20 protein-coding genes are annotated in these 22,751 nt (G+C 33.9%); 8 read left to right on the top strand and 12 right to left on the bottom strand.

Features of this window, described 5'->3' with window-relative positions; translation table 11 throughout:
• Positions 1 to 18: 18 nt before the first annotated feature.
• From ACNH59_RS11980 to ACNH59_RS11950, 7 genes are all read right to left on the bottom strand, one after another.
• Positions 19 to 1,299, bottom strand: a complete 1,281-nt coding sequence (locus tag ACNH59_RS11980) for an MFS transporter (protein WP_418262768.1) — start codon at positions 1,297 to 1,299, stop codon at positions 19 to 21.
• On the bottom strand, positions 1,289 to 2,869 hold the full coding sequence (locus tag ACNH59_RS11975; RefSeq protein WP_418262767.1) for a glycoside hydrolase family 10 protein: 1,581 nt from the start codon (positions 2,867 to 2,869) through the stop codon (positions 1,289 to 1,291). Before ACNH59_RS11975 ends, ACNH59_RS11980 begins: the two co-directional genes overlap by 11 nt.
• 413 nt (positions 2,870 to 3,282) lie before the next feature.
• On the bottom strand, positions 3,283 to 3,816 hold the full coding sequence (locus ACNH59_RS11970) for a hypothetical protein (RefSeq protein WP_418262766.1): 534 nt from the start codon (positions 3,814 to 3,816) through the stop codon (positions 3,283 to 3,285).
• Positions 3,817 to 4,198: 382 nt separating this feature from the next.
• Positions 4,199 to 4,432: an NrtR DNA-binding winged helix domain-containing protein gene (locus ACNH59_RS11965; protein WP_418262765.1), complete on the bottom strand. Its 234-nt coding sequence runs from the start codon at positions 4,430 to 4,432 to the stop codon at positions 4,199 to 4,201.
• 283 nt (positions 4,433 to 4,715) lie between these two features.
• A complete protein-coding gene (locus tag ACNH59_RS11960) occupies positions 4,716 to 4,850 on the bottom strand; it encodes a hypothetical protein (protein ID WP_418262764.1) in 135 nt (44 codons plus the stop codon).
• A gap of 309 nt (positions 4,851 to 5,159) precedes the next feature.
• The gene (locus ACNH59_RS11955) at positions 5,160 to 5,849 is read right to left on the bottom strand and encodes an SIMPL domain-containing protein (RefSeq protein ID WP_418262763.1); all 690 of its coding nucleotides are present in this window, start codon (positions 5,847 to 5,849) and stop codon (positions 5,160 to 5,162) included.
• A gap of 53 nt (positions 5,850 to 5,902) precedes the next feature.
• Complete coding sequence (locus tag ACNH59_RS11950; RefSeq protein WP_418264894.1) at positions 5,903 to 6,541, bottom strand: rhomboid family intramembrane serine protease; 639 nt, start codon at positions 6,539 to 6,541, stop codon at positions 5,903 to 5,905.
• A gap of 112 nt (positions 6,542 to 6,653) precedes the next feature.
• On the opposite strand from ACNH59_RS11950, the gene ACNH59_RS11945 reads away from it, so the two are divergent.
• A complete protein-coding gene (locus tag ACNH59_RS11945; protein ID WP_418262762.1) occupies positions 6,654 to 7,529 on the top strand; it encodes a lysophospholipid acyltransferase family protein in 876 nt (291 codons plus the stop codon).
• Positions 7,530 to 7,604: 75 nt separating this feature from the next.
• Here the strand turns inward: ACNH59_RS11945 and glmM are convergent, their stop codons facing one another.
• Positions 7,605 to 8,993 (bottom strand): phosphoglucosamine mutase, encoded by a 1,389-nt coding sequence (gene glmM, locus ACNH59_RS11940; RefSeq protein ID WP_418262761.1) that lies wholly within the window; start codon positions 8,991 to 8,993, stop codon positions 7,605 to 7,607.
• A gap of 95 nt (positions 8,994 to 9,088) precedes the next feature.
• Here glmM and ACNH59_RS11935 point away from each other — a divergent pair, with 95 nt between their 5' ends.
• The 5 genes from ACNH59_RS11935 to ACNH59_RS11915 all read left to right on the top strand — a co-directional run bounded on the left by ACNH59_RS11935 (position 9,089) and on the right by ACNH59_RS11915 (position 17,033).
• Positions 9,089 to 9,673 carry an ACP phosphodiesterase gene (locus ACNH59_RS11935; protein ID WP_418262760.1) on the top strand — a complete coding sequence of 195 codons (585 nt, stop codon included), beginning with the start codon at positions 9,089 to 9,091 and terminating at the stop codon, positions 9,671 to 9,673.
• Positions 9,674 to 9,676: 3 nt separating this feature from the next.
• On the top strand, positions 9,677 to 10,351 hold the full coding sequence (locus ACNH59_RS11930; RefSeq protein WP_418262759.1) for a DNA alkylation repair protein: 675 nt from the start codon (positions 9,677 to 9,679) through the stop codon (positions 10,349 to 10,351).
• Positions 10,352 to 10,387: 36 nt separating this feature from the next.
• Positions 10,388 to 12,172, top strand: coding sequence for a chloride channel protein (locus tag ACNH59_RS11925; protein ID WP_418262758.1), 1,785 nt, complete (start codon positions 10,388 to 10,390; stop codon positions 12,170 to 12,172).
• Positions 12,173 to 12,478: 306 nt separating this feature from the next.
• Positions 12,479 to 15,310 (top strand): excinuclease ABC subunit UvrA, encoded by a 2,832-nt coding sequence (gene uvrA / locus ACNH59_RS11920; protein ID WP_418262757.1) that lies wholly within the window; start codon positions 12,479 to 12,481, stop codon positions 15,308 to 15,310.
• Between the two features lie 430 nt (positions 15,311 to 15,740).
• The gene (locus ACNH59_RS11915) at positions 15,741 to 17,033 is read left to right on the top strand and encodes an MgtC/SapB family protein (protein ID WP_418262756.1); all 1,293 of its coding nucleotides are present in this window, start codon (positions 15,741 to 15,743) and stop codon (positions 17,031 to 17,033) included.
• A gap of 83 nt (positions 17,034 to 17,116) precedes the next feature.
• Here ACNH59_RS11915 and ACNH59_RS11910 read toward each other — a convergent pair whose 3' ends face one another.
• From ACNH59_RS11910 to ACNH59_RS11900, 3 genes are all read right to left on the bottom strand, one after another.
• Positions 17,117 to 17,950, bottom strand: coding sequence for an IS3 family transposase (locus tag ACNH59_RS11910; RefSeq protein WP_418262091.1), 834 nt, complete (start codon positions 17,948 to 17,950; stop codon positions 17,117 to 17,119).
• Entirely contained in the window at positions 17,950 to 18,477 is a 528-nt protein-coding gene (locus ACNH59_RS11905; RefSeq protein ID WP_418262092.1) for a helix-turn-helix domain-containing protein, read from the bottom strand. The genes ACNH59_RS11910 and ACNH59_RS11905 overlap by 1 nt, the downstream gene beginning before the upstream one ends.
• A gap of 118 nt (positions 18,478 to 18,595) precedes the next feature.
• A complete protein-coding gene (locus tag ACNH59_RS11900; protein ID WP_418262755.1) occupies positions 18,596 to 20,128 on the bottom strand; it encodes a SulP family inorganic anion transporter in 1,533 nt (510 codons plus the stop codon).
• Positions 20,129 to 20,355: 227 nt separating this feature from the next.
• Between ACNH59_RS11900 and ACNH59_RS11895 the strand changes: the two genes are divergently transcribed.
• Positions 20,356 to 21,249, top strand: coding sequence for a DnaJ C-terminal domain-containing protein (locus ACNH59_RS11895; RefSeq protein WP_418262754.1), 894 nt, complete (start codon positions 20,356 to 20,358; stop codon positions 21,247 to 21,249).
• 4 nt (positions 21,250 to 21,253) lie between these two features.
• Positions 21,254 to 21,547, top strand: a complete 294-nt coding sequence (locus ACNH59_RS11890; protein ID WP_418262753.1) for a chaperone modulator CbpM — start codon at positions 21,254 to 21,256, stop codon at positions 21,545 to 21,547.
• 146 nt (positions 21,548 to 21,693) lie between these two features.
• On the opposite strand, the gene ACNH59_RS11885 is transcribed toward ACNH59_RS11890, so the two are convergent.
• On the bottom strand, positions 21,694 to 22,740 hold the full coding sequence (locus ACNH59_RS11885) for an AMP-binding protein (protein ID WP_418262752.1): 1,047 nt from the start codon (positions 22,738 to 22,740) through the stop codon (positions 21,694 to 21,696).
• Positions 22,741 to 22,751 lie beyond the last annotated feature (11 nt).

Genomic DNA, 22,751 nt, shown 5'->3' with positions numbered 1-22,751 from the left:
GTGTTTTTTCTCTATCCCTTAACCTTTAACTTTTTCCTCCGTCTTCTTCCCGAAATCTTTTGGATAAATCAAGAATCTCGATAAAATCAATCCTGGAATTGTGGCTAAGAATACCCAGATAAAAAAGTTTCCGTAGCCAAGGTATTCTTGGATATAACCACTTAACATACCAGGAAGCATCATTCCTAAAGCCATAAATCCAGTCGCAATAGAATAATGAGAGGTTTTTGATTCACCGTCTGCAACGTATATTAAATACATCATAAAGGCTGCAAAACCAAAGCCGTATCCAAATTGCTCTGCAATCACGGTTGCATAAATATAATAAACCGAAGCAGGGTGAAAAAAGGCTAATAATATAAATCCAATTATCGGCAAGTGCATTGCTAAAATCATTGGTAACATCCATTTACCCAAGCCGTCTTTTGAAATAACGATACCTCCCAAAATACCGCCAATCGTTAAAGCGAGTACACCAAAAGTTCCATAGATAATTCCCACATCCTGAGTAGTTAAACCTAAGCCACCTACAGCAATATCATCAATCAGGAAAGGGGTTAGCATTTTTAATAATTGTGATTCTCCCAAACGGAATAATAAGATGAAAGACAAAATAATTCCAATTTGTTTCTTTTGGAAAAAACTAGCAAAAACCACAAAAAAGTTCTTTTTAGAATCCGAGTAGGAAGCTTTGGAATTATTAGCTGCTTCACTTTTTGGTGTAGCAAAATAATTGTAAACCGTTAGTACCGTCATCAGCAATCCTACAATTATCATCGTGTAAGACCAAGCTTTATGTTTGTCACCGTATAATTGCTCGAGATACCCACCAATGATGACAATCAATCCATTTCCAGTTAACATCGAGAGTCGGTAGAAGGTACTTCTGATACCTAAGAAAAACGATTGTTGGTCTTTCTCTAGAGCAATCATATAAAATCCGTCACTTGCCACATCGTTTGAAGCAGAAGCAAAAGCAGCCATCCAAAAGAAAGCCAAACTAATCATGAAAAAATGATTCATCGGTAAGGTAAAACCAACAATCAAAAAAGCAATTGATATCAATGATTGCATGGCAATAAACCATTTTCTTTTAGTTGAATATAAATCTATAAATGGACTCCATAAAGGTTTGATCACCCATGGCAAGTATAACAAACTAGTATAAACACCAATATCTTCATTGTTGATTCCTAGATTTTTATACATGATTACTGAAACTGAAATCACAATAGCATACGGCAGTCCAGATGCAAAGTTCAAGACGGGTATCCAGTACCAAGGTTTGTTATTCTTCATATTGAGAAATTTGGTTTAGAATCGTTTTTGAATTTTTTGAAATAGAAACTAAAGTAGCTTCACTTTCGTTACCAAAGTAATCTATATAGGAAATTGCACAGCTGTTGTGTTTTTCTAAATAAATTTTAGGTAAATTGACACTTATAGATCCTTTCTTTTCTGTAATCGCAATTTTATCAATGATAGTAGCAGGATTAGATATATCTATTTGGGTACAATTTTTTGCTCCGTAAACTACAACATATCTCATTTTGTCCATTTCAGGGAATTTCAAAATAACATCGGCCATTTCATTTTGAATGGAGATGTCCCAAATGACAGGACAGTCTTCTACTTTTTGTCTAAAACCAGGGACTACATTTGGTAAAGCTGGATATCTGTATTGATTTTGAGACAAAATATCTGTGACTGCTTTGTTTTGATTGTTCATGAACCATTTTGCACTGAAAAAACCGTTTCCTTGGATGTTATTGTATTTTCTATTTAAATCAATTTGATTTGGTATTTCATACGGATTCAACCATTTTTTATCTGAATCGGTGTTGATTTTATAGGTACTATTCCCAATATAAACCGCGGCATTTCCATTAGAATTTTCAGACCACCATTTTAGTAATTTAGAGTAAGAAGCCGTTTTGTGCTCTATGCTCCAGTACAATTGAGGCAAAATGTAATCCACCCATTTGTACTCCATCCAAGCCATTGGATCGGCAAACAAATCATCATAATTTGTTTGCCCAGATTGGGTATCAGAGCCTTTTGGGTCGACTGATTTATTACGCCAAACTCCAAACGGACTGATACCAAATTGCACCCAAGGTTTAATTTTTTTAATGGCATAATTGGTACATTTCACGTAATTATTAGTGTTCAAACGTCTCCATTCTGGGAGTGATAAGCCGTTTCCGTATTTTTTATACGCGGCTATATCGTTAAAATCTTGACCAGGAATTTTGTATGGATAAAAATAGTCGTCAAAATGTACCGCATCGATATCGTAGTTTTTAACCACTTCTTCGACTACAGCTACCAAATGATTTTGTACTTCAGGTAGGCCAGGGTTATAGTAATATTTTTCACCATACTTAATCATCCATTCAGGATGTTTTATCATATCGTGATTAGGACTTAAGGTTTCCTTTTTTAAATCGAATGTTGCTCTAAAGGGATTAAACCACGCATGAAATTCGAAACCGCGTTGGTGTGCTTGTGTAATCATCCATTCTAGCGGATCGTAATAAGGGTCTGGCGCTTTGCCTTCTTTTCCAGTTAAATAACGTGACCAGGGTGCAAATTTTGAAGGATAAAAGGCATCACCCACACTTCGAACCTGTACAATAACCACATTAAAATTAAGTTTTTTATAGGTATCTAGAATTTCTAAATAATCTGCTTTTTGTTTCTCAACACCATCTAAGCTGCTTTTTGGCCAGTCAATGTTCACTACAGTGGCAATCCATACGGCTCTGAATTCGTTTTTGGGATGCATGGAATTTACTTGGGCTTGAGTTACTGAAAAGAAAGTAGCAAAAAAGAAAGAAAGTACCGCTAGTGAAAAGTTCTGAGTCATTTTCTGGATGTTTTTTATCAAAATCAAAAATAGTTTTTTTAGTGTAGTTTATAAGAGAAAATAGAAATATTATTCTCAAAAAAAACATGCGCAATATCTTTGCCAAAAATCCAAATTAAAAAATGATTTTTCAGAAATTTATCCTCCTATCCGTTTCAATATTTTTCATAAACATCGAAATTTCTACAGGAGGTACCAAGAAGCTTCTTCCGAAGGGTCAGAAGTCGCTTTGTCCTTCCTAGAAACAAATGCGTTTATTTCAAAAGAACATCCACTGCTATTAGGATTAGGAATGTGGTAATTTATTAACGATTTTTGATTTAAGTGCCGCTTAGTGATTGATTTTAGATAAAATTCTTTGTTTAGCAGTCATTTTTCGCTTTTAAGAGGGATCTTAAATGATCACTAGATTTTTAAAAAGCGTTTACCCAATCCAATGTTTTGATAGCCGAAATTTTGTTTTCTGCATTCATAGTAACACGTAATTCTTTATTAGCCACAGGTTTAGAATACAAAGCTTTATATCTATATATACTATTTCCGGTTTTGGTGTTTTTATGAATCTCAATTAATTTAAGATCTATAAATGTGCCATAATATTGACGGTATCGAGTACAAATCGTTGAAAGTTTCTCTATAGTAATATTATTAATAACACTAGTTGTGGCTTCTGATGTATTGTAAGGTTTAAATTTAGAAGTATTACAAGTCATCAGCATTCGTTTTCCTAATTCATATGCCTTCCTTCTTTTGCTGTAATCTACAGCTGTGGTCATTAATTTAACAAATTCACTTTTCTCCTTTTCATCTTCGTTATTCTCTTCATTTACCTCATTCATTTCTTCATTTCCTTGGGTAGTTTCAATTGGAATTTTGGTATTTACTACTTTTTTTGATTTACAAGCAAAAAACAAAGTCATACAAAGAATTAATATTACTCTTTTCATTCTATAATTTTTAATCTGGATAAGTGTTACAAAATTTAAAAACGGTCTTTTTGTAACGACAAAATCTCTAATTGATTGTGTGAATGACAAATTTACAGAACCCTGCGACCAATTCAAAAGGATTTTTGTTTCAATCTGAATTAGAACATGTGAGGAAAAGAAATTTCAAAGAGGATTTTGTTTTGACAATTTTGTAAACTAAAGTAGTATGCTGATTTTTTTTTGAGCAATCTACGATATTTGAAAAATTTTACATGATTGCCAAAAACTACTAATAAATGATGTGGACAAGGTTCATTTTGGACTGCACCCAAAAGTTTGGACAAATTTATAATTAATTTTGACAAATATCCTTACTAAACATATAGAGTTGTGAAGGCTTTTAAAATAGTCCCACTTGTTTTTCGTCCAATGCTATAATATATTTCTTTGTGATTAATTTTCGTCTAAAATTTCGATTATCAATTCCAACTCCTAAAATAACTTCGAATGTATCTTGTAAGTCTTTAATAGTAAACTTATCGAATAACAATTCAAAAACAATAGGTTTGTACAATGCTTTTTCTTTTAAATCAGCATAAGCCTCATTAATATTTTTTTTATGATTAAAACCCAATTCAAGGAGCTTGTTTACTGGAAACCATTGTAGATTGTACTTGTTATTATCCAGTTGAACCTCATCTGTTGGTTATAAAACATAATAAGCAATCGTAATTGTTCTTTGGTTAAAATCTTAATTTTTTGTCCAAATAATGTCTTTTTCATTCAACAACCGATTTGGATCCACAAATACTTTGAATTGTTTTTTTTGTATAAAATTTGTGTTTTTATATCTATTATGTTCTCAACCATTTACGGTATCGCATTTAAAGACATGGGTGATGAGCCCAAAATTGGTTCTACTGAATTAGTAATGGTAATTGTAAGTGGCTGTTGTTACCTGTTTTGCAAGCATATATTTTAGATTTAGGAGGAACTGGATTTTCAGATATTAAACTTTCAGGATACATTCCAGAAGTAAATTTCTCTTTCATTCTACCTTTAATCTGTTTGAAGGTTGTAGCTCTATATAGGCGTCACACCTATAGAGCATCCAAAAATAAATAGTTTTTTAAAAAAAACCGGTACAGACTAGATTTGTTTATACCGGTTTATTTATACCACTTAACATCTTTTAAAAAACACGTAACTAAAGAAAAAGTCACTATCTAAAAATCATCGAAACAATGATCTAAAGCTTTTTATTTTGTTATAAAAAATGCCTCTGAAACCTTATTTTCATAATCAAAATAGTTTCACTATTATTTGATCATAATTTCCTGTAGCATTCCAAAAATTAAAAATTAGTCTAATAAAAAACTAACGCTTACATTAGCCGTAATTTCGATTTCGCCAGCAGCTAAGGTTTCTCTAGTTGCCGATTCATCAGCCATAGCCATGGTTTTCATTCGAGCATAAACAGGCTGTGGATGATACGTTTGTGAATTATCCGTAATTGTAAGTGCCGAACCTATTTTTTGTCCTAAAACAGACACATAATCTTCCGCTTTCAGCTTAGCTTGTTTCATCGCTAATTTTCTTGCTTGTGATTCGTATGCCGCCATTTTTGAAGATTGAAAAACAACATTGTCAATTCTATTGATTCCATTATTTACCAATCCTTCCATCAACTCATCATACATAGACAAATCTTTTACTAAAATTTCGATAGTTTGCTTGGCATTATAAGTATGTTTCTTTTTTTCATAATCGTACTGCGGATTTAAACTAACACGTTCCGTTTTATAATCAGCAGGATTCAAGTTCATTTTTTTAATCCCTTTTAAAACAGCTTCTACTTGCTGGTCGTTTTGTCTTTTCACCTCTTTAGCATTGGTTCCTTTGGTTTCAACGGTAGCAGTAATTACGGCCTGATCAGGCACCACCTTTACCTTACCTTCTCCCGAAACACTTATTTGGGGGATTTGCTTCACTTCTTGACCATAAGACATAGTCATTACCAATACTGCCACAGCCACTATTAACTTTTTCATAAATTTTATATGTTTAATTATTTTCATGTAATCTCTTCCCAAAAGTTATGCCATTATAACTTACCCATTTTAGCCATCCCAAAAAGAACGACAATAGGAATAGTCAATAATGCTACCATTAGCACATGGTCAACTAACAATTGAGGCATGATTATTAAAGTCATCAAATAACCTCCTACCGCCCCACCAAAATGTGCCGTATGACCTATATTATCATTCTTGGCTTTCATACCGTAAATAGAGTACAATAAATACACTATTCCAAAAATATACGCTGGAATAGGTACAATAAAAAACAAACCAAGCATCATATCAGGACGCAGTAAAATAGCTGAATACAATATTCCTGTTACCGCTCCTGAAGCACCTATAGCCCTGTAATGATATTCTTTTTTATGAAAATAAATCGTGAGCAAACTTCCAAAAACCAAACTCCCAATATAAATCAAAACAAAATATAAGTCACCGAGGTAATGCATTACTACAGGAGCAAAAAAATAAAGCGTTAGCATATTGAATGCCAAATGAGCAATGTCTGCATGTAAAAATGCAGAAGACAAAACTCTAACGTATTGACCAGAAAGAACACGCCCCATATGAAACTCATATTTTCGAAAAAAATTATGGTCATTAAAACCTTTGTAACTCATTAAAACATTGGCAAGAATTATTGCTATCAAGATACTATTCATACTTTTCATTATTGTGAATTGTAAATGTAGTAAATCTTCTAAACCCAAGCGGCACGACTTTAAATTTTATAAGCTATGCATTTTTGCCTTATATTTGCCCAAAAAATACTGCATGCAATTTTTTGTTTTTATTTTGGCATACCCTTTACTTTGGTTAATATCAATCCTTCCCTTTCGGATATTTTATTTCTTATCAGACCTCATTTACCTTATTGTATATTATGTTGTTGGATACCGAAAACAAACTGTAAGAGCCAATATAGCATTAGCATTACCTCATTTGAATGCAGCAGAACGTCTTGTTATCGAAAAAAAATCGTACCATCATCTTTGTGATATGTTTCTTGAAATGGTAAAAACCATGACTATCTCACCTAAAGAAATGGACAAACGCTTTGTAGTAACGAATTTTGAAGTTTTAAAAGAGTACGAGAAAAAAGGTAAAAGCTTGATCATTCTAGCTTCTCATTATGCGAGCTGGGAATGGTTAATGACTGTCAATGCCAAAACAAGTTTTAATTGTATTGCTACCTACAAAAGAATAAGTAATAAACACTTTGATGAATTGGTTCGAAATATTCGTTCTAAATACGGCACAGAACTAGTTGTCACTAGAGATACCATTCCGTTGATGGCCAAAAACCAAAGAGAAAAAAAGATGTGTATGTATGGCCTAGCTAGTGATCAATCTCCTCGATTAGACCGTATTTTTCATTACCATGAATTTATGGGAGTAGAAGTCCCTGTACATACCGGAGCCGAAATGCTGGCTCGAAAATACGATTTAAGCGTTGTATTTGTAAAAGTAAAAAAAGTAAAAAGAGGTTATTATGAAGCTACTTTTGTTCCAATATCAGAATATCCAAAACTAGAACCTGAATTCAAAATCACACATGATTTTATTCATGAAGTAGAAAAACAAATTAAAGAAGCTCCTGAATATTATTTCTGGACACACAAACGCTGGAAACACCGAAAAATAAATTAAGAAACTCTCCGTGCAAAAATAAAACCCATTCCGAAAACAATTCAGAATGGGTTTCTTATTTCAACTAGCCAAAATTTATATTCCAGCTACCACTTTAATTTCATCAATAATACGAATCGCCAACGCATCAGCCTGTGCTTGTGAAGGTGCTTCAGTGTAAATACGAATAATAGGTTCTGTATTAGATTTTCGAAGGTGTACCCATTGGTCGGCAAAATCAATTTTAACTCCGTCAATGGTCGTTATATCTTCATTTTTATATTTATCAGTCATTGCCACCAAAATAGCATCCACATCAATTTGAGGTGTTAATTCAATTTTGTTTTTGCTCATATAGTATTCAGGATAGGATGCTCTCAATGCTGAAACAGACATTTTCTTATTAGCCAAATGGGTTAAGAACAAAGCAATTCCCACCATACTATCACGTCCGTAGTGAGACTCTGGATAAATAATTCCTCCATTACCTTCACCACCAATAATAGCATTGTTCTTTTTCATCAATTCAACCACATTCACCTCTCCTACTGCACTGGCTTCGTAGTTTCCACCATGGGTACGAGTTACATCACGCAAGGCACGCGATGAAGACATATTCGACACGGTATTCCCTGGAGTTTTACTCAAAACATAATCCGCACAAGCTACTAATGTGTACTCTTCACCAAACATTTCACCATCTTCAGAGATAAAAGCCAATCGATCAACATCTGGATCTACTACAATTCCAAAGTGCGCCTTTTCTTTGACCACTAACTCACAAATATCCCCCAAATGTTCTTTAAGAGGTTCTGGATTATGAGGGAAATGACCATTAGGCTCACAATATAATTTTACTACTTCTACTCCCATTTGTTCCAACAATTTAGGAACGATAATTCCACCTGATGAATTCACTCCATCCACTACCACTTTAAATTTGGCTGCTTTCACTGCTTCAACATCAACCAATGATAAATTTAAAACCTCATCAATATGAATATCCATATAAGCGTCATTCACAGTTACGGTACCTAAACTATCTACATCAGAGAAATCAAAAGCTTCATCTTCTGCAATTTGAAGAATCTTCTCTCCTTCAACACCATTTAAGAACTCTCCTTTTTCATTCAACAATTTCAAAGCATTCCATTGTTTAGGATTATGAGAAGCAGTCAATATAATTCCACCATCTGCTTTTTCAAGTGGAACCGCCACTTCAACCGTTGGTGTTGTTGACAAACCCAAATCCACTACATCAATTCCTAAACCTATCAAGGTATTCACTACTAAATTATGAATCATAGGACCCGAAATACGTGCATCACGACCTACAACAACTGTTAGTTTCTCTTTACCAGAGTAGTTTTTCAACCAAGTTCCATAAGCTGAAGCAAATTTAACAGCGTCAACTGGTGTTAAATTATCGCCTACTTTCCCTCCAATCGTTCCACGAATTCCTGATATTGATTTGATTAATGTCATTCCTATCTTTTTAAAATTATTTTTTTTGATTTAGTTTTCGCAAATATAACAATTGAAGGATTAAATAAATCATTTAGAATTCATAATTTAGGCGTATGAATTTTTTAGCACACATCTATCTTTCAGGAAATAATGATTTGATTAAAATCGGTAATTTTATGGCTGATGGTATTAGAGGGAAACATTTTGAAAACTACCCTGAAGAGGTACAAAAAGGGATTATCCTTCATCGAGCTATTGATAGTTTCACAGATGCGCATCCTATTTTTAGAAAAAGCACCAAAAAACTTCACGAACGTTACCATCATTATTCGGGTGTAATCGTCGATGTTTATTACGATCACTTTTTAGCAAAAAACTGGTCCCTTTATTCCCATGAAAATCTACCCGATTACATTGACCGTTTTTATCATTCATTGGAACAAAATAAAGACATCTTAACGGAGCGAACCCTTTACTTAATGCCTTATATGAAAAAACAAAATTGGTTGTTAAGTTACCAAACCATTGAAGGAATTGGGAACATTTTAACTCAAATGGATTCCCGTACCAAAAACAAATCCAATATGCGTTACGCAACGGAAGAACTACGATTATATTATGAGGAGTTCGAAAAGGAATTCACGGCATTTTTTGAAGACCTTCAAAAACATTCACAAGAAAAATTAAATATTTTATAGCTCATGAGTTTTGTATCTTCACTTCAAAAGGCATTTGAATCAATGAGTCGTCAAGAGGATGCATTGGCCATGGCCAAATACATGAAAAACAAATTTGCTTTTTTTGGTATCAAAACCACACCCAGACGCGCCGTTCTTAAATCGCTTTGGAGGGAAAACCATATTGAAATTCGCCAACATACAAGAACTATTGTAAGCCAACTATTTTCAAAAAACGAAAGGGAATTCCACTACTGTGCCATGGAAATCATGATGACTGAACTCAAAAACAAATACGTAAAAGAAGATATTCATTTGATAAAAAAATTACTAACCACTCATGCTTGGTGGGACAGTGTTGATATCATTTCGAAACACATCTTAGGAAATTATCTGCTTCAGTTTCCAGAATACATTGAAGATGTAGTAACCGAATTCAATAATGAATCAGACATCTGGCTCAACCGAAGTACGATTTTATTTCAGCTCGGGTATAAATCCAAAACTGATTTTGCACTATTAATGCAGGTTTGTTTGCTTCATAAAGATTCTAATGAATTTTTTATTCAAAAGGCAATTGGGTGGGCTTTAAGGGAGTACGCAAAATCAAATCCTGAGGCTGTAAAAGATTTTATTTTCGTTAATAACTTAAAGCCATTAAGCCGAAAAGAAGCCTTAAAAAATTTATCTGTTGCCTAAATTAATAGTATTTTAGCATTATCAAAAAAATCCAAAATGTTCAAAAAATATATTTCTAAATTAGAAAGTATAATTGCTTTATCACAGTCAATAATGACCGACAAACAATTTATTTTCCTTTCGAGTGTATTAGTAGGTATTAGTTCCGCATTTGCAGTGATTGTCCTAAAATCTTTTGCACACTGGGTATTTAAATTTGCCACTTATATTAATGGGATTTTAAAGTTAAGCTTTATTAATAGTATATTGCCTATTGCAGGTCTAATCCTAACGGTTTTTGTGATTAAAAGACTGCTAGGAGGCACCATTGAAAAAGGGACTTCACAAATATTATATGCTGTTGCCAAAAAAGCCAGTATCATCCCTCGCAAACAAATGTACGCTCATATAGTAACGAGTTCCTTGACTGTAGGTTTAGGTGGTTCAGCAGGACTTGAGAGTCCAATTGTAGTTACTGGAGCGGCGTTTGGATCTAATTTTGCTCAAAATTACAAACTAAGTTATAAAGACAGAACCTTATTGATTGGTTGCGGAGTTGCGGCCGGAATTGCAGCTGCCTTTAATGCACCCATAGCGGGCGTTTTATTTGCTATCGAATTTTTGTTGGTTGATGTGAGTATTTCAGCCTTTACCCCTATCATGATAGCTGCGGCAACGGGAGCTTTGGTTTCTGTTATTACCTTGGATGAAGAAATTTTATTGAATGTAAAACACCAACCTGAGTTCAATTACTTAAACATTCCTTTTTATGTTTTTCTCGGAATTGTCACTGGTTTCATTTCTATTTATTACACTCGTAATTTCCAGAAAACAGAGCACTTTTTTTCACACCTAAGACTCAATCCTTACAAAAAAGCTTTTATAGGGGCTTCTCTTTTGGCAATTTTAATTTTCGTTTTTCCTACCTTATTTGGAGAAGGATATGAAAGCATTCGAACTTTAGCCAATAATGAAGCTGGTGAGTTAGTTGAAAACACCTTATTTAGTAGCTTTAGAAATAACAAATGGATTGTATTACTATTCGTGGCAGCTACTATGATGGTCAAAGTTTTTGCTACTTCCATCACTCTAGGTTCTGGAGGAAACGGAGGGAATTTTGCACCTTCCTTATTTGTAGGTTCTTATGTAGGCTATGTGTTTTCCAAAGCCATCAACTTAACTGGATTAACCCATTTACCAATCAGCAATTTTACCATGGTGGGAATGGCAGGTATCTTGAGCGGACTGTTTCATGCCCCTCTTACGGCCATCTTCCTTATTGCTGAAATCACTAGTGGTTATAGTTTAATGCTTCCGCTAATGATTGTTGCTTCAATCAGTTATGCTATTTCCAAACGTTTTGAAAAGCATTCTATGGATGTAAAAGAATTAGCTCGAAAGGGTCATGCCTTTACTAGCAATAAAGACCATAACGTCCTTTCGACCTTGGAAATTGAATCGTTAATACAAACTGATTGCTTAACTGTCGCTCCAGAAGATAGTTTAGTTAAATTAGTAGATTTAATATCACATTCAAACCAAACCGTTTTTGCTGTCATAAATAAAGATAATGCACTCCAAGGAGTGGTGCATTTTAATGACATTCGTGAAATTATTTTTAATCAATACCGAGTTAAATATACCTTGATTAAGGATATTATGAAACCGCCACCAGACATTATTTACACCATCGACAGTATGGAAGTGGTCATGAATAAATTTGAATCTTCCAAAAGAACCCATTTACCTGTTGTGAAAAACGGTAAATATTACGGCTATTTATACAAATCTGTAGCCTTAGAAGCATATCGAACAAAACTCAAAGCCATGACGATCGAGTAGCCCTTAAAAACTATTCCAAAAGACTATCCCACAGAGTCATACAGAGTAATCCCAGAGATTTTCAAAATTGATTATTCATTTCTCTGCGAAACTTCATATTTCTTTTTCTGAAGCTATTTTAACCTTTTTAATTTAAATTCTCTGCGAATCTTTGTGTCTGCTTTTTGAATCTTTGTAAAACAATTCTTTTCAGCCAAAAAAAAAGGTATGTATCATTGCAACCCCAAAAGGAATTTCACAAAGATTATAAGTTGTTCAATGGGAAACAAACAATCAAAATAGTAACTTTGTTGTTTTGCTATAATTATGCTAGATAAAGACAATACTATTGAAGTTTTAGGAGCTCGTGTTCACAATCTCAAAAACATAGACATATCCATACCTCGTGAAAAACTCGTTGTTATTACAGGACTTTCAGGCTCTGGAAAATCATCCCTAGCTTTTGACACTATTTATGCCGAAGGGCAACGCCGTTATGTAGAAACATTCTCTGCTTATGCAAGACAGTTTCTTGGCGGACTAGAGCGTCCTGATGTCGATAAAATTGACGGACTCTCCCCTGTTATAGCCATTGAACAAAAAACAACTAGTAAAAGTCCGCGTTCTACTGTAGGAACCATTACTGAGATTTATGATTTCCTACGCTTGCTTTACGCACGCGCTGCAGATGCGTACAGTTACAATTCGGGTGAAAAAATGGTGAGTTACTCTGATGAGCAAATCAAAGATTTGATTATTCAAGATTATAATGATAGACGCATCAATATTCTAGCGCCTGTCATAAAAGCCCGGAAAGGACATTATGGTGAATTGTTCCAACAAATTACCAAGCAAGGTTTCTTGAAAGTACGTGTCAACGGTGACATTTTTGACATCACACCAGGAATGAAACTAGACCGATACAAAACCCACGATATTGAAATTGTAGTAGACCGAATCGCAATTGACACCAGTCCTGACACTGCAAAAAGAGTAAGTGAAAGCATTAATACGGCTATGAATCACGGAGAGAATGTATTGATGGTATTGGATCAAGACAGCCAAGAAGTACGCTATTTTAGTCGAAATTTAATGTGTCCTAGTTCTGGAATTTCTTATCAAAATCCCGAACCCAATTTATTTTCATTCAACTCTCCCAAAGGAGCTTGTGACCATTGCAAAGGTTTGGGAACCGTCAATGAGATTAACCTCAAAAAAATACTTCCTAATCCTGAACTATCTATTAAAGCAGGTGGTTTTTTACCTTTAGGCGAATACAAATCAACTTGGATTTTCAAACAATTAGAAATAATTGGAGAACGTTATGGTTTTAAAATCACGGATCCCATCAAATCTATTGTTCCTGAAGCTATGGAAATGATTCTGAATGGTGGAAAAGAAAAATTCAGTGTGCAATCCAAAGAATTAGGAGTCACACGCGACTATAAAATTGAATTTGAAGGAATTGCTCATTTTATTAAAAACCAGCACGACGAAAGTGGTTCTACTACCATCAAGCGTTGGGCCAAAGAATTCATGGACGAAATTAATTGTCCGGAATGCAATGGATCCCGATTGAAAAAAGAATCCCAATATTTTAGAATCAATGAAAAAAACATCACCGAGTTGGTTGATATGGACATCTCTGATTTAACTGCTTGGTTTGAAAGTTTAGAAGCACATCTGACCGAAAAGCAAATGGCAATTGCGGGTGAAGTTTTGAAAGAAATCAAAGATCGCCTGCATTTCTTAATGAATGTAGGTTTAGATTATTTGGCCTTGAGCCGAAGCTCTAAATCTCTATCAGGTGGTGAAGCGCAACGCATCCGGTTGGCAACCCAAATTGGCTCTCAATTGGTTGGTGTACTCTATATTTTGGACGAACCCAGCATTGGATTACACCAACGGGATAATGAAAAACTAATTCGTTCTTTGGAACAATTACGTGACATAGGGAATTCTGTTTTAGTCGTAGAACACGATAAAGATATGATGGAACGTGCCGATTATGTAATCGACATTGGTCCCAAAGCAGGAAAATTTGGTGGTGAGATCATTAGTATTGGTACGCCCCAAGAGATCTTACAGTCGGATACTATTACTGCACAATATTTAAACGGAAAATTAAAATTTGAACTTCCCGAAAAACGTCGCGAAGGCAACGGAAAAACCCTTAAATTAACAGGTGCAACAGGAAACAATCTTAAAAATGTTTCGATTGAATTGCCTTTAGGAAAACTCATTTGTGTAACGGGAGTTTCAGGTAGTGGAAAATCAACTTTGATTAATGAAACCCTCTACCCGATTTTGAATGCTTATTATTTCAATGGTGTCAAAAAACCGCAACCCTACAAAAAAATTGAAGGTCTGGAACACATTGACAAAGTGATTGATATTGACCAAAGTCCGATTGGACGTACCCCACGCTCTAATCCAGCTACTTATACAGAAGTATTTACTGAGATTCGTAAGCTCTTTACGATGACTTCCGAGAGTATGATTCGAGGGTACAAAGCGGGTCGTTTTAGTTTTAATGTGAGTGGAGGACGTTGTGAAACTTGTCAAGGTTCAGGGGTCCGTACCATCGAAATGAACTTTTTACCTGATGTATATGTGGAATGCGAAACCTGTCAAGGAAAGCGCTTCAACCGTGAAACTCTCGAAATTCGGTACAAAGGAAAATCCATTTCTGATGTGCTTGAAATGACTGTAGATGAAGCGGTACCGTTTTTTGAAAATATCCCAAAAATTTACCGCAAGGTCAAAACCATTCAGGACGTAGGTCTGGGTTATATTACTTTGGGACAGCAAAGTACCACACTTTCTGGAGGAGAAGCGCAGCGTATAAAACTTGCAGGAGAATTGTCCAAAAAAGATACTGGAAATACCTTTTACATCTTAGACGAACCTACCACAGGACTCCATTTTGAAGACATTCGTGTTTTGATGAACGTACTCAACACCTTAGTCGATAAAGGCAACACGATCCTTATTATCGAGCACAACATGGACGTTATCAAACTAGCCGACTATATCATCGACATCGGCCCAGAGGGTGGGAAAGGTGGCGGAACTCTTGTAGCCAAAGGAACTCCTGAAGAAGTAGCTAAAAACAAGAAAAGTTATACCGCGAAATTTTTAAAGAAAGAACTAGCATAAGGCGGCATATACCATAAGCTTGATCAACTAGAATCTTTAAATGCTCAGTCAGATGTGCATTATTTGAAAAAAAAATCAAATAATGCACTGTATAGAATCCTTTTCAGCCCGCAATAATCGAATTTGTAATTCTATTTTGTTTACCTAAAACAACTTATTTTTTTTTCGGTTAATCGGGGCAATAAAAATTAGCTAGAAAGTAATTTCTTCGTCCACCGCACTAATTATTTTCGTAAAAACAATTTCAAATTCAAAGCTAAATCAGCCCACTAATCATACCTGACAGCAATATTTTTAGATAACAAAAATTTAATCCACCATTAATTTTTTGTACATTTAACAAGTAAGCTCCTTTTTTTGAATTCTTTAAAAAATTACCTGATTAAAAATCATGGTCTTGCAGCAATGCAGGCAACTTAAATTATTAAGTATGGTAACCTACAACGAAATCATAAATCTACTACCTGAAGAACTAATCAATTTTGTATTGGTTGTTCTTTTTTCATTAATCATTGGACTGGAACAGCGAAGACATTTTGTAAAATCAACAATGGAAAGCATTTTTGGGACAGACCGAACGTATACCTTCTTTGGAATATTAGGCTTTGTTTTATACATCATTAGCCCTTCAACACTAATTCCTTTTTTAGGTGGAGGCTTTCTTATAGGATTGCTATTGGCAATTTTTTATTATAACAAAATAACCCTCAAGAACACCTATGGAATTACTTCAATAATAGTAGCTCTTATTACCTACTGTCTTGCTCCCATCGTTTACACACAACCCGCTTGGTTCACCATTTTACTAGTGGTTTCCATCCTCGTTTTAGTTGAAATGAAAGAAGCGCTCTTCAAGTTCTCTGAAAGTATGAATGCCAATGAATTTATTACTTTGGCTAAATTCCTTGTTATTACAGGGGTGATTCTACCACTCTTTCCAGAACAACCTATTTCAGATGTGATTACTATTTCGCCTTATAAATTTTGGCTAGCTATAGTAGCGGTATCTGCCATATCTTATTTAAGTTACCTTTTAAAAAAGTTTGTTTTTCCAAATTCTGGAATTGTACTAACAGGTGTATTAGGCGGATTGTATAGTAGTACAGCTTCCACTTTTATACTGGCTCGAAAAAGTAAAGAACTTGATGAAGATTATAAAATAAGTGCTGCCATTATACTGGCCACTACCATGATGTATATTAGAATTTTTATACTTGCTATTTTATTCAATAAGGCTATTGCTGTTATTCTGGCACCGTCTTTTGCAATATTTACTATTGTATCTGCATTGATTGCATTCTACTATTTACGATTAGACAAATTAAATAACCAACATCCAAAAATTCCCTATTCTATAAAATCAAATGCAAATCCCCTTGAAATTAAAACTGCTTTTATATTTGGAATCCTATTTATTGTTTTTGCACTATTGACTGGATATGTATCTACCAACTACGGAACAGAGGGGATAAAAGTACTTTCTTTCATCGTAGGTGTCACCGACATTGACCCTTTTATAATCAATATTTTTCAAGGAAAATGGAATATTCCCAACAGCGTCATAGCTATGGCAGTTATCAATGCTGTAACGAGTAATAATCTATTAAAAATGATTTATGGTATTTCGCTAGCCAAAAAAAACATCAGAAAACCACTTTTATTTGGATTTACTATTCTTGTAGTCATAGGGCTAATAACTTCCATTTGGTATAGCAGAGTTTAAAAGAAGAACCTGTTTAAACAAAAAAAAAACACTTGCAAAATTACTTCTATGGACTGCACCCAAAAGTTTGGACAAATTTATAATTAATTTTGATAATAATGAGCTCGGTATTTTATCGGGCTCATTTTGTTTAAATTTGATTTAATCCTTTCATTATTATAATACAATATATACTCTTTGATTTCTTGTTTTAACTGATTTATCGAATTAAATTTTTTAAGATAAAATAATTCAGATTTTAGAATTCCAAAGAAGTTTTCAATGATAGCATTGTCTAAGCAATTTCCTTTTCTTGACATACTTTGTTTAATTCCTTTTTCTTTTAATAATTGTTGATATTGTCGCATTTGATAATGCCATCCTTGATCAGAATGTAAGGTTAAGCTCGTGTTGTTTGGTATTGTTTTAAAAGCTTTTTCTAACATCACTTTTACTTGTGCAAACACAGGTCGTTCCTTCAATTCGTAGCTAATTATCTCTTGATTAAATAAATCAATAATTGGTGATAAATATAATTTTTTGCCTGAGACATTAAATTCGGTAATATCGGTTGCCCATTTTTGGTTAGGTGCTGCTGCTTTAAAATTTCTGTTTAACAAATTAGGAGCTATTTTTCCTTGTTCTCCTTTGTATGATTTGTATTTTTTAACTCTAATAACACTTTTTAATCCTAAAGATTTCATTAGTCTTAAAATTGTTTTATGATTAATTATTACTCCTTGATTGTTGAGTTCGTCTGTAATTCTTCTATAGCCGTAACGGCCTTTATGTTTGTGGTAAATACGTTTTATAAACTCTTTGATTTCAAGATATTTATCAATCGATTTACTTCGTTTTTCATAATAATAAAAACTACTCCGTGCCATATTTGTTTGATTCAAAAGTAAATTTAAATCGTACTTATGCCTTAATTCCATTATGGCTTGCGCTTTTTGGCTTGCTCTTCGGCTTGAATTAAGGCCTGGAACTTTTTTAGTAAATCATTCTCGCAACGAAGAAACTCTATTTCTTGTAATAGCTTTTCTTCTTTAGTTAATGGTTTATCAGACTTACGTTTTTTACGTTTAAAATCACTCATCTTCTTGGGTCTACCTCTTGGTTTTTGTTTTAATCCTTCAAAACCAAAGTTAATAAAATCTCTTTTCCATTTTACTATAATTGCTGCATCAGGTATGTCAAATTTTACACAACAATCTCGAAGCGATAAAGATTCTTTCTGAATGTACTGCAATATCTTAAATTTAAAATCAGAACTATAACTACGGTTCTTTCTCGGTACTAAACCATTTTCACCATAGTGATTATAGAATCTCACCCATTTTTCAACATTTGACTTACTAACCCCTTTTTTATTACCTACAGATTCACAAGAATAATGCTCGTTGATAACTAATTCTACACATTCAAGTTTAAATGCATAATCATACTTGACTTTTCTTTCCATAAAAATACCCCCAAATAGTGTCTAACTTTTTGGGGGCAGTGTACTACAAGTGTTTAGTTTATATCACCTTACCTAAAAAATCAGAATCTCTTTTTTAGATTTAATCTAGCAATTGACATCAATCTACAGCAACATTGTAAATTGGATCTTCCATAATATTGACATCAATAATTTCGTCAGCATTGTGTAATAATTGCAAACAATCAGCACTAAGATGACGCAAATGTACTTTCTTACCAATTTTAGCGTAACGTTCTGTCAGTTTATTTACTGCATCAATTGCGCTCATATCAGCAATTTTACTTTCTTTAAAATCAATAATAACTTCTTTAGGATCGTTAAATATGTCAAATTTCTCTAAAAACCCAGTAGTAGAGGCAAAGAAAAGTGGACCATAAATTTCATAGTGTTTTACGCCTTTACTATCAATATATTTTTTGGCACGAATACGTTTCGCACTTTCCCAAGCAAAGACCAATGCAGAAATAATAACTCCAATCAACACTGCCAGAGCCAAATTATGTAGCATAATCGTAATCACTGCAACCAATATCCCTACAAAAATATCTTGTTTGGGCATTTTATTAATGATTCGAAAACTTATCCATTCAAAAGTTCCAATTGCCACCATTATCATAACTCCTACTAAAGCAGCCATAGGCAATTGCTCAATTACTGGCGCACCTACTAATACAATTAACAATATGGTTAAAGCTGCCACAATTCCTGATAATCGAGCTCTTGATCCTGCTGATAAATTCACCAATGTTTGAGCAATCATCGGACATCCACCCATTCCAAAGAAAAATCCGTTTAGTAAATTGGCTCCACCTTGAGCAATACATTCTCTATTTCCACTTCCTTTAGTCCCCGTGATTTCGTCTACAAGATTTAAGGTTAACAGACCTTCAGTCAAACCTACAGACCCCATAATTAATGCATAAGGAAAAATCAATTGTAAAGTTTCCAAAGTCCACTCAATATTTGGTACATGAAAAGGAGGCAATCCACCGCTTACAGAAGCAATATCCGCAACAGTTTTGGTTTCAATTCCGAAACCTAATACGATTCCAAATACAACTAGAATTGCGACTAAAGATGCTGGAATAGCTTTAGTAAATCGAGGCAACAACAATACAATTCCTATTGTTAAAGCTACTAATCCTGCCATAATATATAAGGGAGTACCTGAAAGCCATTGAGTTTGTCCGTTGACCATTGTTTTAAACTGCTCTAATTGCGACATGAAAATAATCACAGCCAATCCATTAACAAAACCATACATTACAGGTTGCGGCACCAGTCGGATAAATTTCCCAAGCTTGAATACTCCCACTAAAACCTGCAATACACCAGCCAAAGCTACAGCGGCAAAAACATATTCAAGCCCATGAGATTTCATTAAAGCTATTAAAACAATCACCGTAGCTCCTGCTCCACCTGAAACCAATCCTGGTCGTCCTCCAAAGATTGCGGTTACTAATCCCATTATAAAAGCAGCATATAATCCTACCAAAGGAGGAAATCCAGCTAAGATTGCAAAAGAAAGTGATTCTGGAATCATTGTCATAGCAACGGTTAGCCCTGCTAAAATTTCTGTTCTGTAATCGACCTTTTGACTAAAGTCGAATAAGTTAAAGTACTGTTTCATTTTTTATAGTGAATTGAAAATCGTGCAAAAATCACGAATTATAAAGAGCCGCAAAGGTACTTTTTTTTAATTGGGATAAAAATTAAAACTAAAACTCAAGCACAATTAGCGTACTTTTTTCGTAAATTTGGTAGGCATCTGTATAAAATTTGTCTAATAAAATTTACAATCACGAATATTTATTTAGTGTATCTGAAATAAAATTATGAACATAAAATCAATATACTATGTCTTTTATAGATTATTACAAAATATTAAACATTGACAAAAAAGCCACCGAAGCCGAAATAAAAAAAGCTTATCGTAAATTGGCACGAAAATACCATCCCGATGTAAATCCAAATGACAAAGAAGCAGAAATAAAATTCAAAGAGATCAATGAAGCCAATGAAGTTTTAGGAAACCCCGAAAACCGAAAAAAATATGACCAATATGGCGAAAACTGGAAACATGCTGATGAAATAAACAGACAACAACAGCAACAAAGACAGTACCGCAGTTCAGGAAATCCTGAATACACACAATCCAGTGGTAGCAGTGAAGACTATTCTGATTTCTTTGAATCAATATTTGGCAATCAATATTCCAATTCTCAGAGAGGAAGACGAGTCGCATTTAAGGGACAAGACTACAACGCCGAATTACAATTAGAATTAAACGATGTTTACAAAACACATAAAAGAACACTCACTATTAATGGAAAAAACATTCGCTTAACCATTCCCGCGGGTATTGAAGACGGTCAAATTATTAAAATTTCAGGACATGGAGCTGATGGTTATAACGGCGGTCCCAAAGGAGATCTTTACATTACATTTTCTATATTAAACAATACCAATTTCAAGAGAGACAAAGAAAATTTGTTTAGTAAGGTCAATTTAGACTTATACACCGCTGTATTGGGGGGAGAAATTACTATTCCAACCTTTGACGGAAAGGCAAAGGTAAAAGTTGCACCTGGAACACAAAACGAAACACAAATTAAACTCAAAGGAAAAGGTTTTCCTATCTATAAAAAAGAAGGGGAGTTTGGTGATTTATTTGTAAACTATCATGTTGTAATTCCAAAAAAATTAACGGAAAAACAAATCCAATTATTTCAAGAACTATCTAAGACCTAAACTCATGAGCACCGAAAACTTTATTCCGCTAGATACTTTATGCACTCATTATAAAGTAACATTGTCCTTTTTTTACAATTTAAATGATAATGGATTAATTGATATTGAAGTAATAGAACAAACACAATACATCCATCAAGACGCACTTCATGAAATCGAAAAAATAATCAGAATGCACCAAGAATTGGATGTAAATGTTGAAGGAATTGATGTAGTGTTAAATTTACTCAAAAAAATAGATGCGCTAAAAACCGAGTTGCAAGCGGTTAGAAATCGTTTACGTCTTTATGAAAATTAATTCTTTCAGTTATCAAATAAAAGCCTCAACTATTCAAATCAAACACTTTCTGAGACAGTAGTATTTAAAAAAAACCATTTCATTGATTTTACTCATTGAAATGGTCAGATTTTGTATGTTTTTTTTAGGACAGGATGGCTTCAAACCTATAAATTAGCTAATATTTCTTTACGTTTTATTTTCCCATTATCTGTTTCAGAAAATTTTGGAACAAAGAAAATTTCTTTGGGTTTTTCATACTTATTTAGTAAATCAAAAAGGGTCAAATCAAATTCTTTCTTCTCGCCTTCTAAAACCAAAACTAATTTTTCCCCCAAGACTTCATCAGGTACTCCTCCTACAAAGAATCGAGTAGGAATAGCATTTGAGAGTTTTTCTTCAATTTGCTCAGGAAGCATTTTTATTCCGCCACTATTAACCACATTGTCAATTCGTCCCAAAAATATAAACTGTTTATCATTAAGAATTTCAACAATATCATTTGTAATAATCGGTTCTTTAGCAACTCTTGGCGCATCAATTACTAAACATTTTTGATCATTTTGAGAAATTGTGATTCTCGGCAAAACTGTAAACGCTTTCTCTCCTATTTTTTTTGCAGCGATATGAGTCATCGTTTCAGTCATTCCATAAGTTTCATACACTTTTGTTTTTAACTTAAGTAAGCTTTTCTCTAACTCTTTACTCATTTGAGCACCGCCTATGATTAACTTTTTCACATTTCTTAAAGCAGCAATGGAATTTTTAGCCTGCAAAGGAACCATAGCAGCAAAATCATAAACAGTTTCATTTCGCTCCAACGGATTTGAACTTGGCGCAACAAAATCAATATCCAGTCCTAAAATAAAGCTCCTCACAAGCATCATTTTCCCAGCAATAAAACGTGTTGGCAAACAATATAGCGCTTTATCTCCTGGTTTTAATTCAAAAAAATCTCCAGTCGCTAAAGCCGAATTCACCATCGTTTGCTTATCTGTTCTTAATACTTTAGGAACTCCTGTTGTTCCAGAAGTCTGTAAGTCAATATAAGGTTTATTATCAAACCAATCCAGCAAAAAATCACCAATAGATTTTTCAAATTCATCCCCTTCCTTAACTAAAGAATAGGAAACGTGAACTAAATCCTCTTTGTTTAAATAAACTCCGTTTAATCTAAATCGATTGTGAACGTTTCTATAAGTTACATTTCTCATTGTTTTTTGTT

Source organism: Flavobacterium faecale (assembly GCF_048320115.1).
GTDB lineage: Bacteria > Bacteroidota > Bacteroidia > Flavobacteriales > Flavobacteriaceae > Flavobacterium > Flavobacterium faecale_A.
Note: the sequence above shows the minus strand (reverse complement) of the source record. Positions and strands in the feature narration are given on the sequence as shown.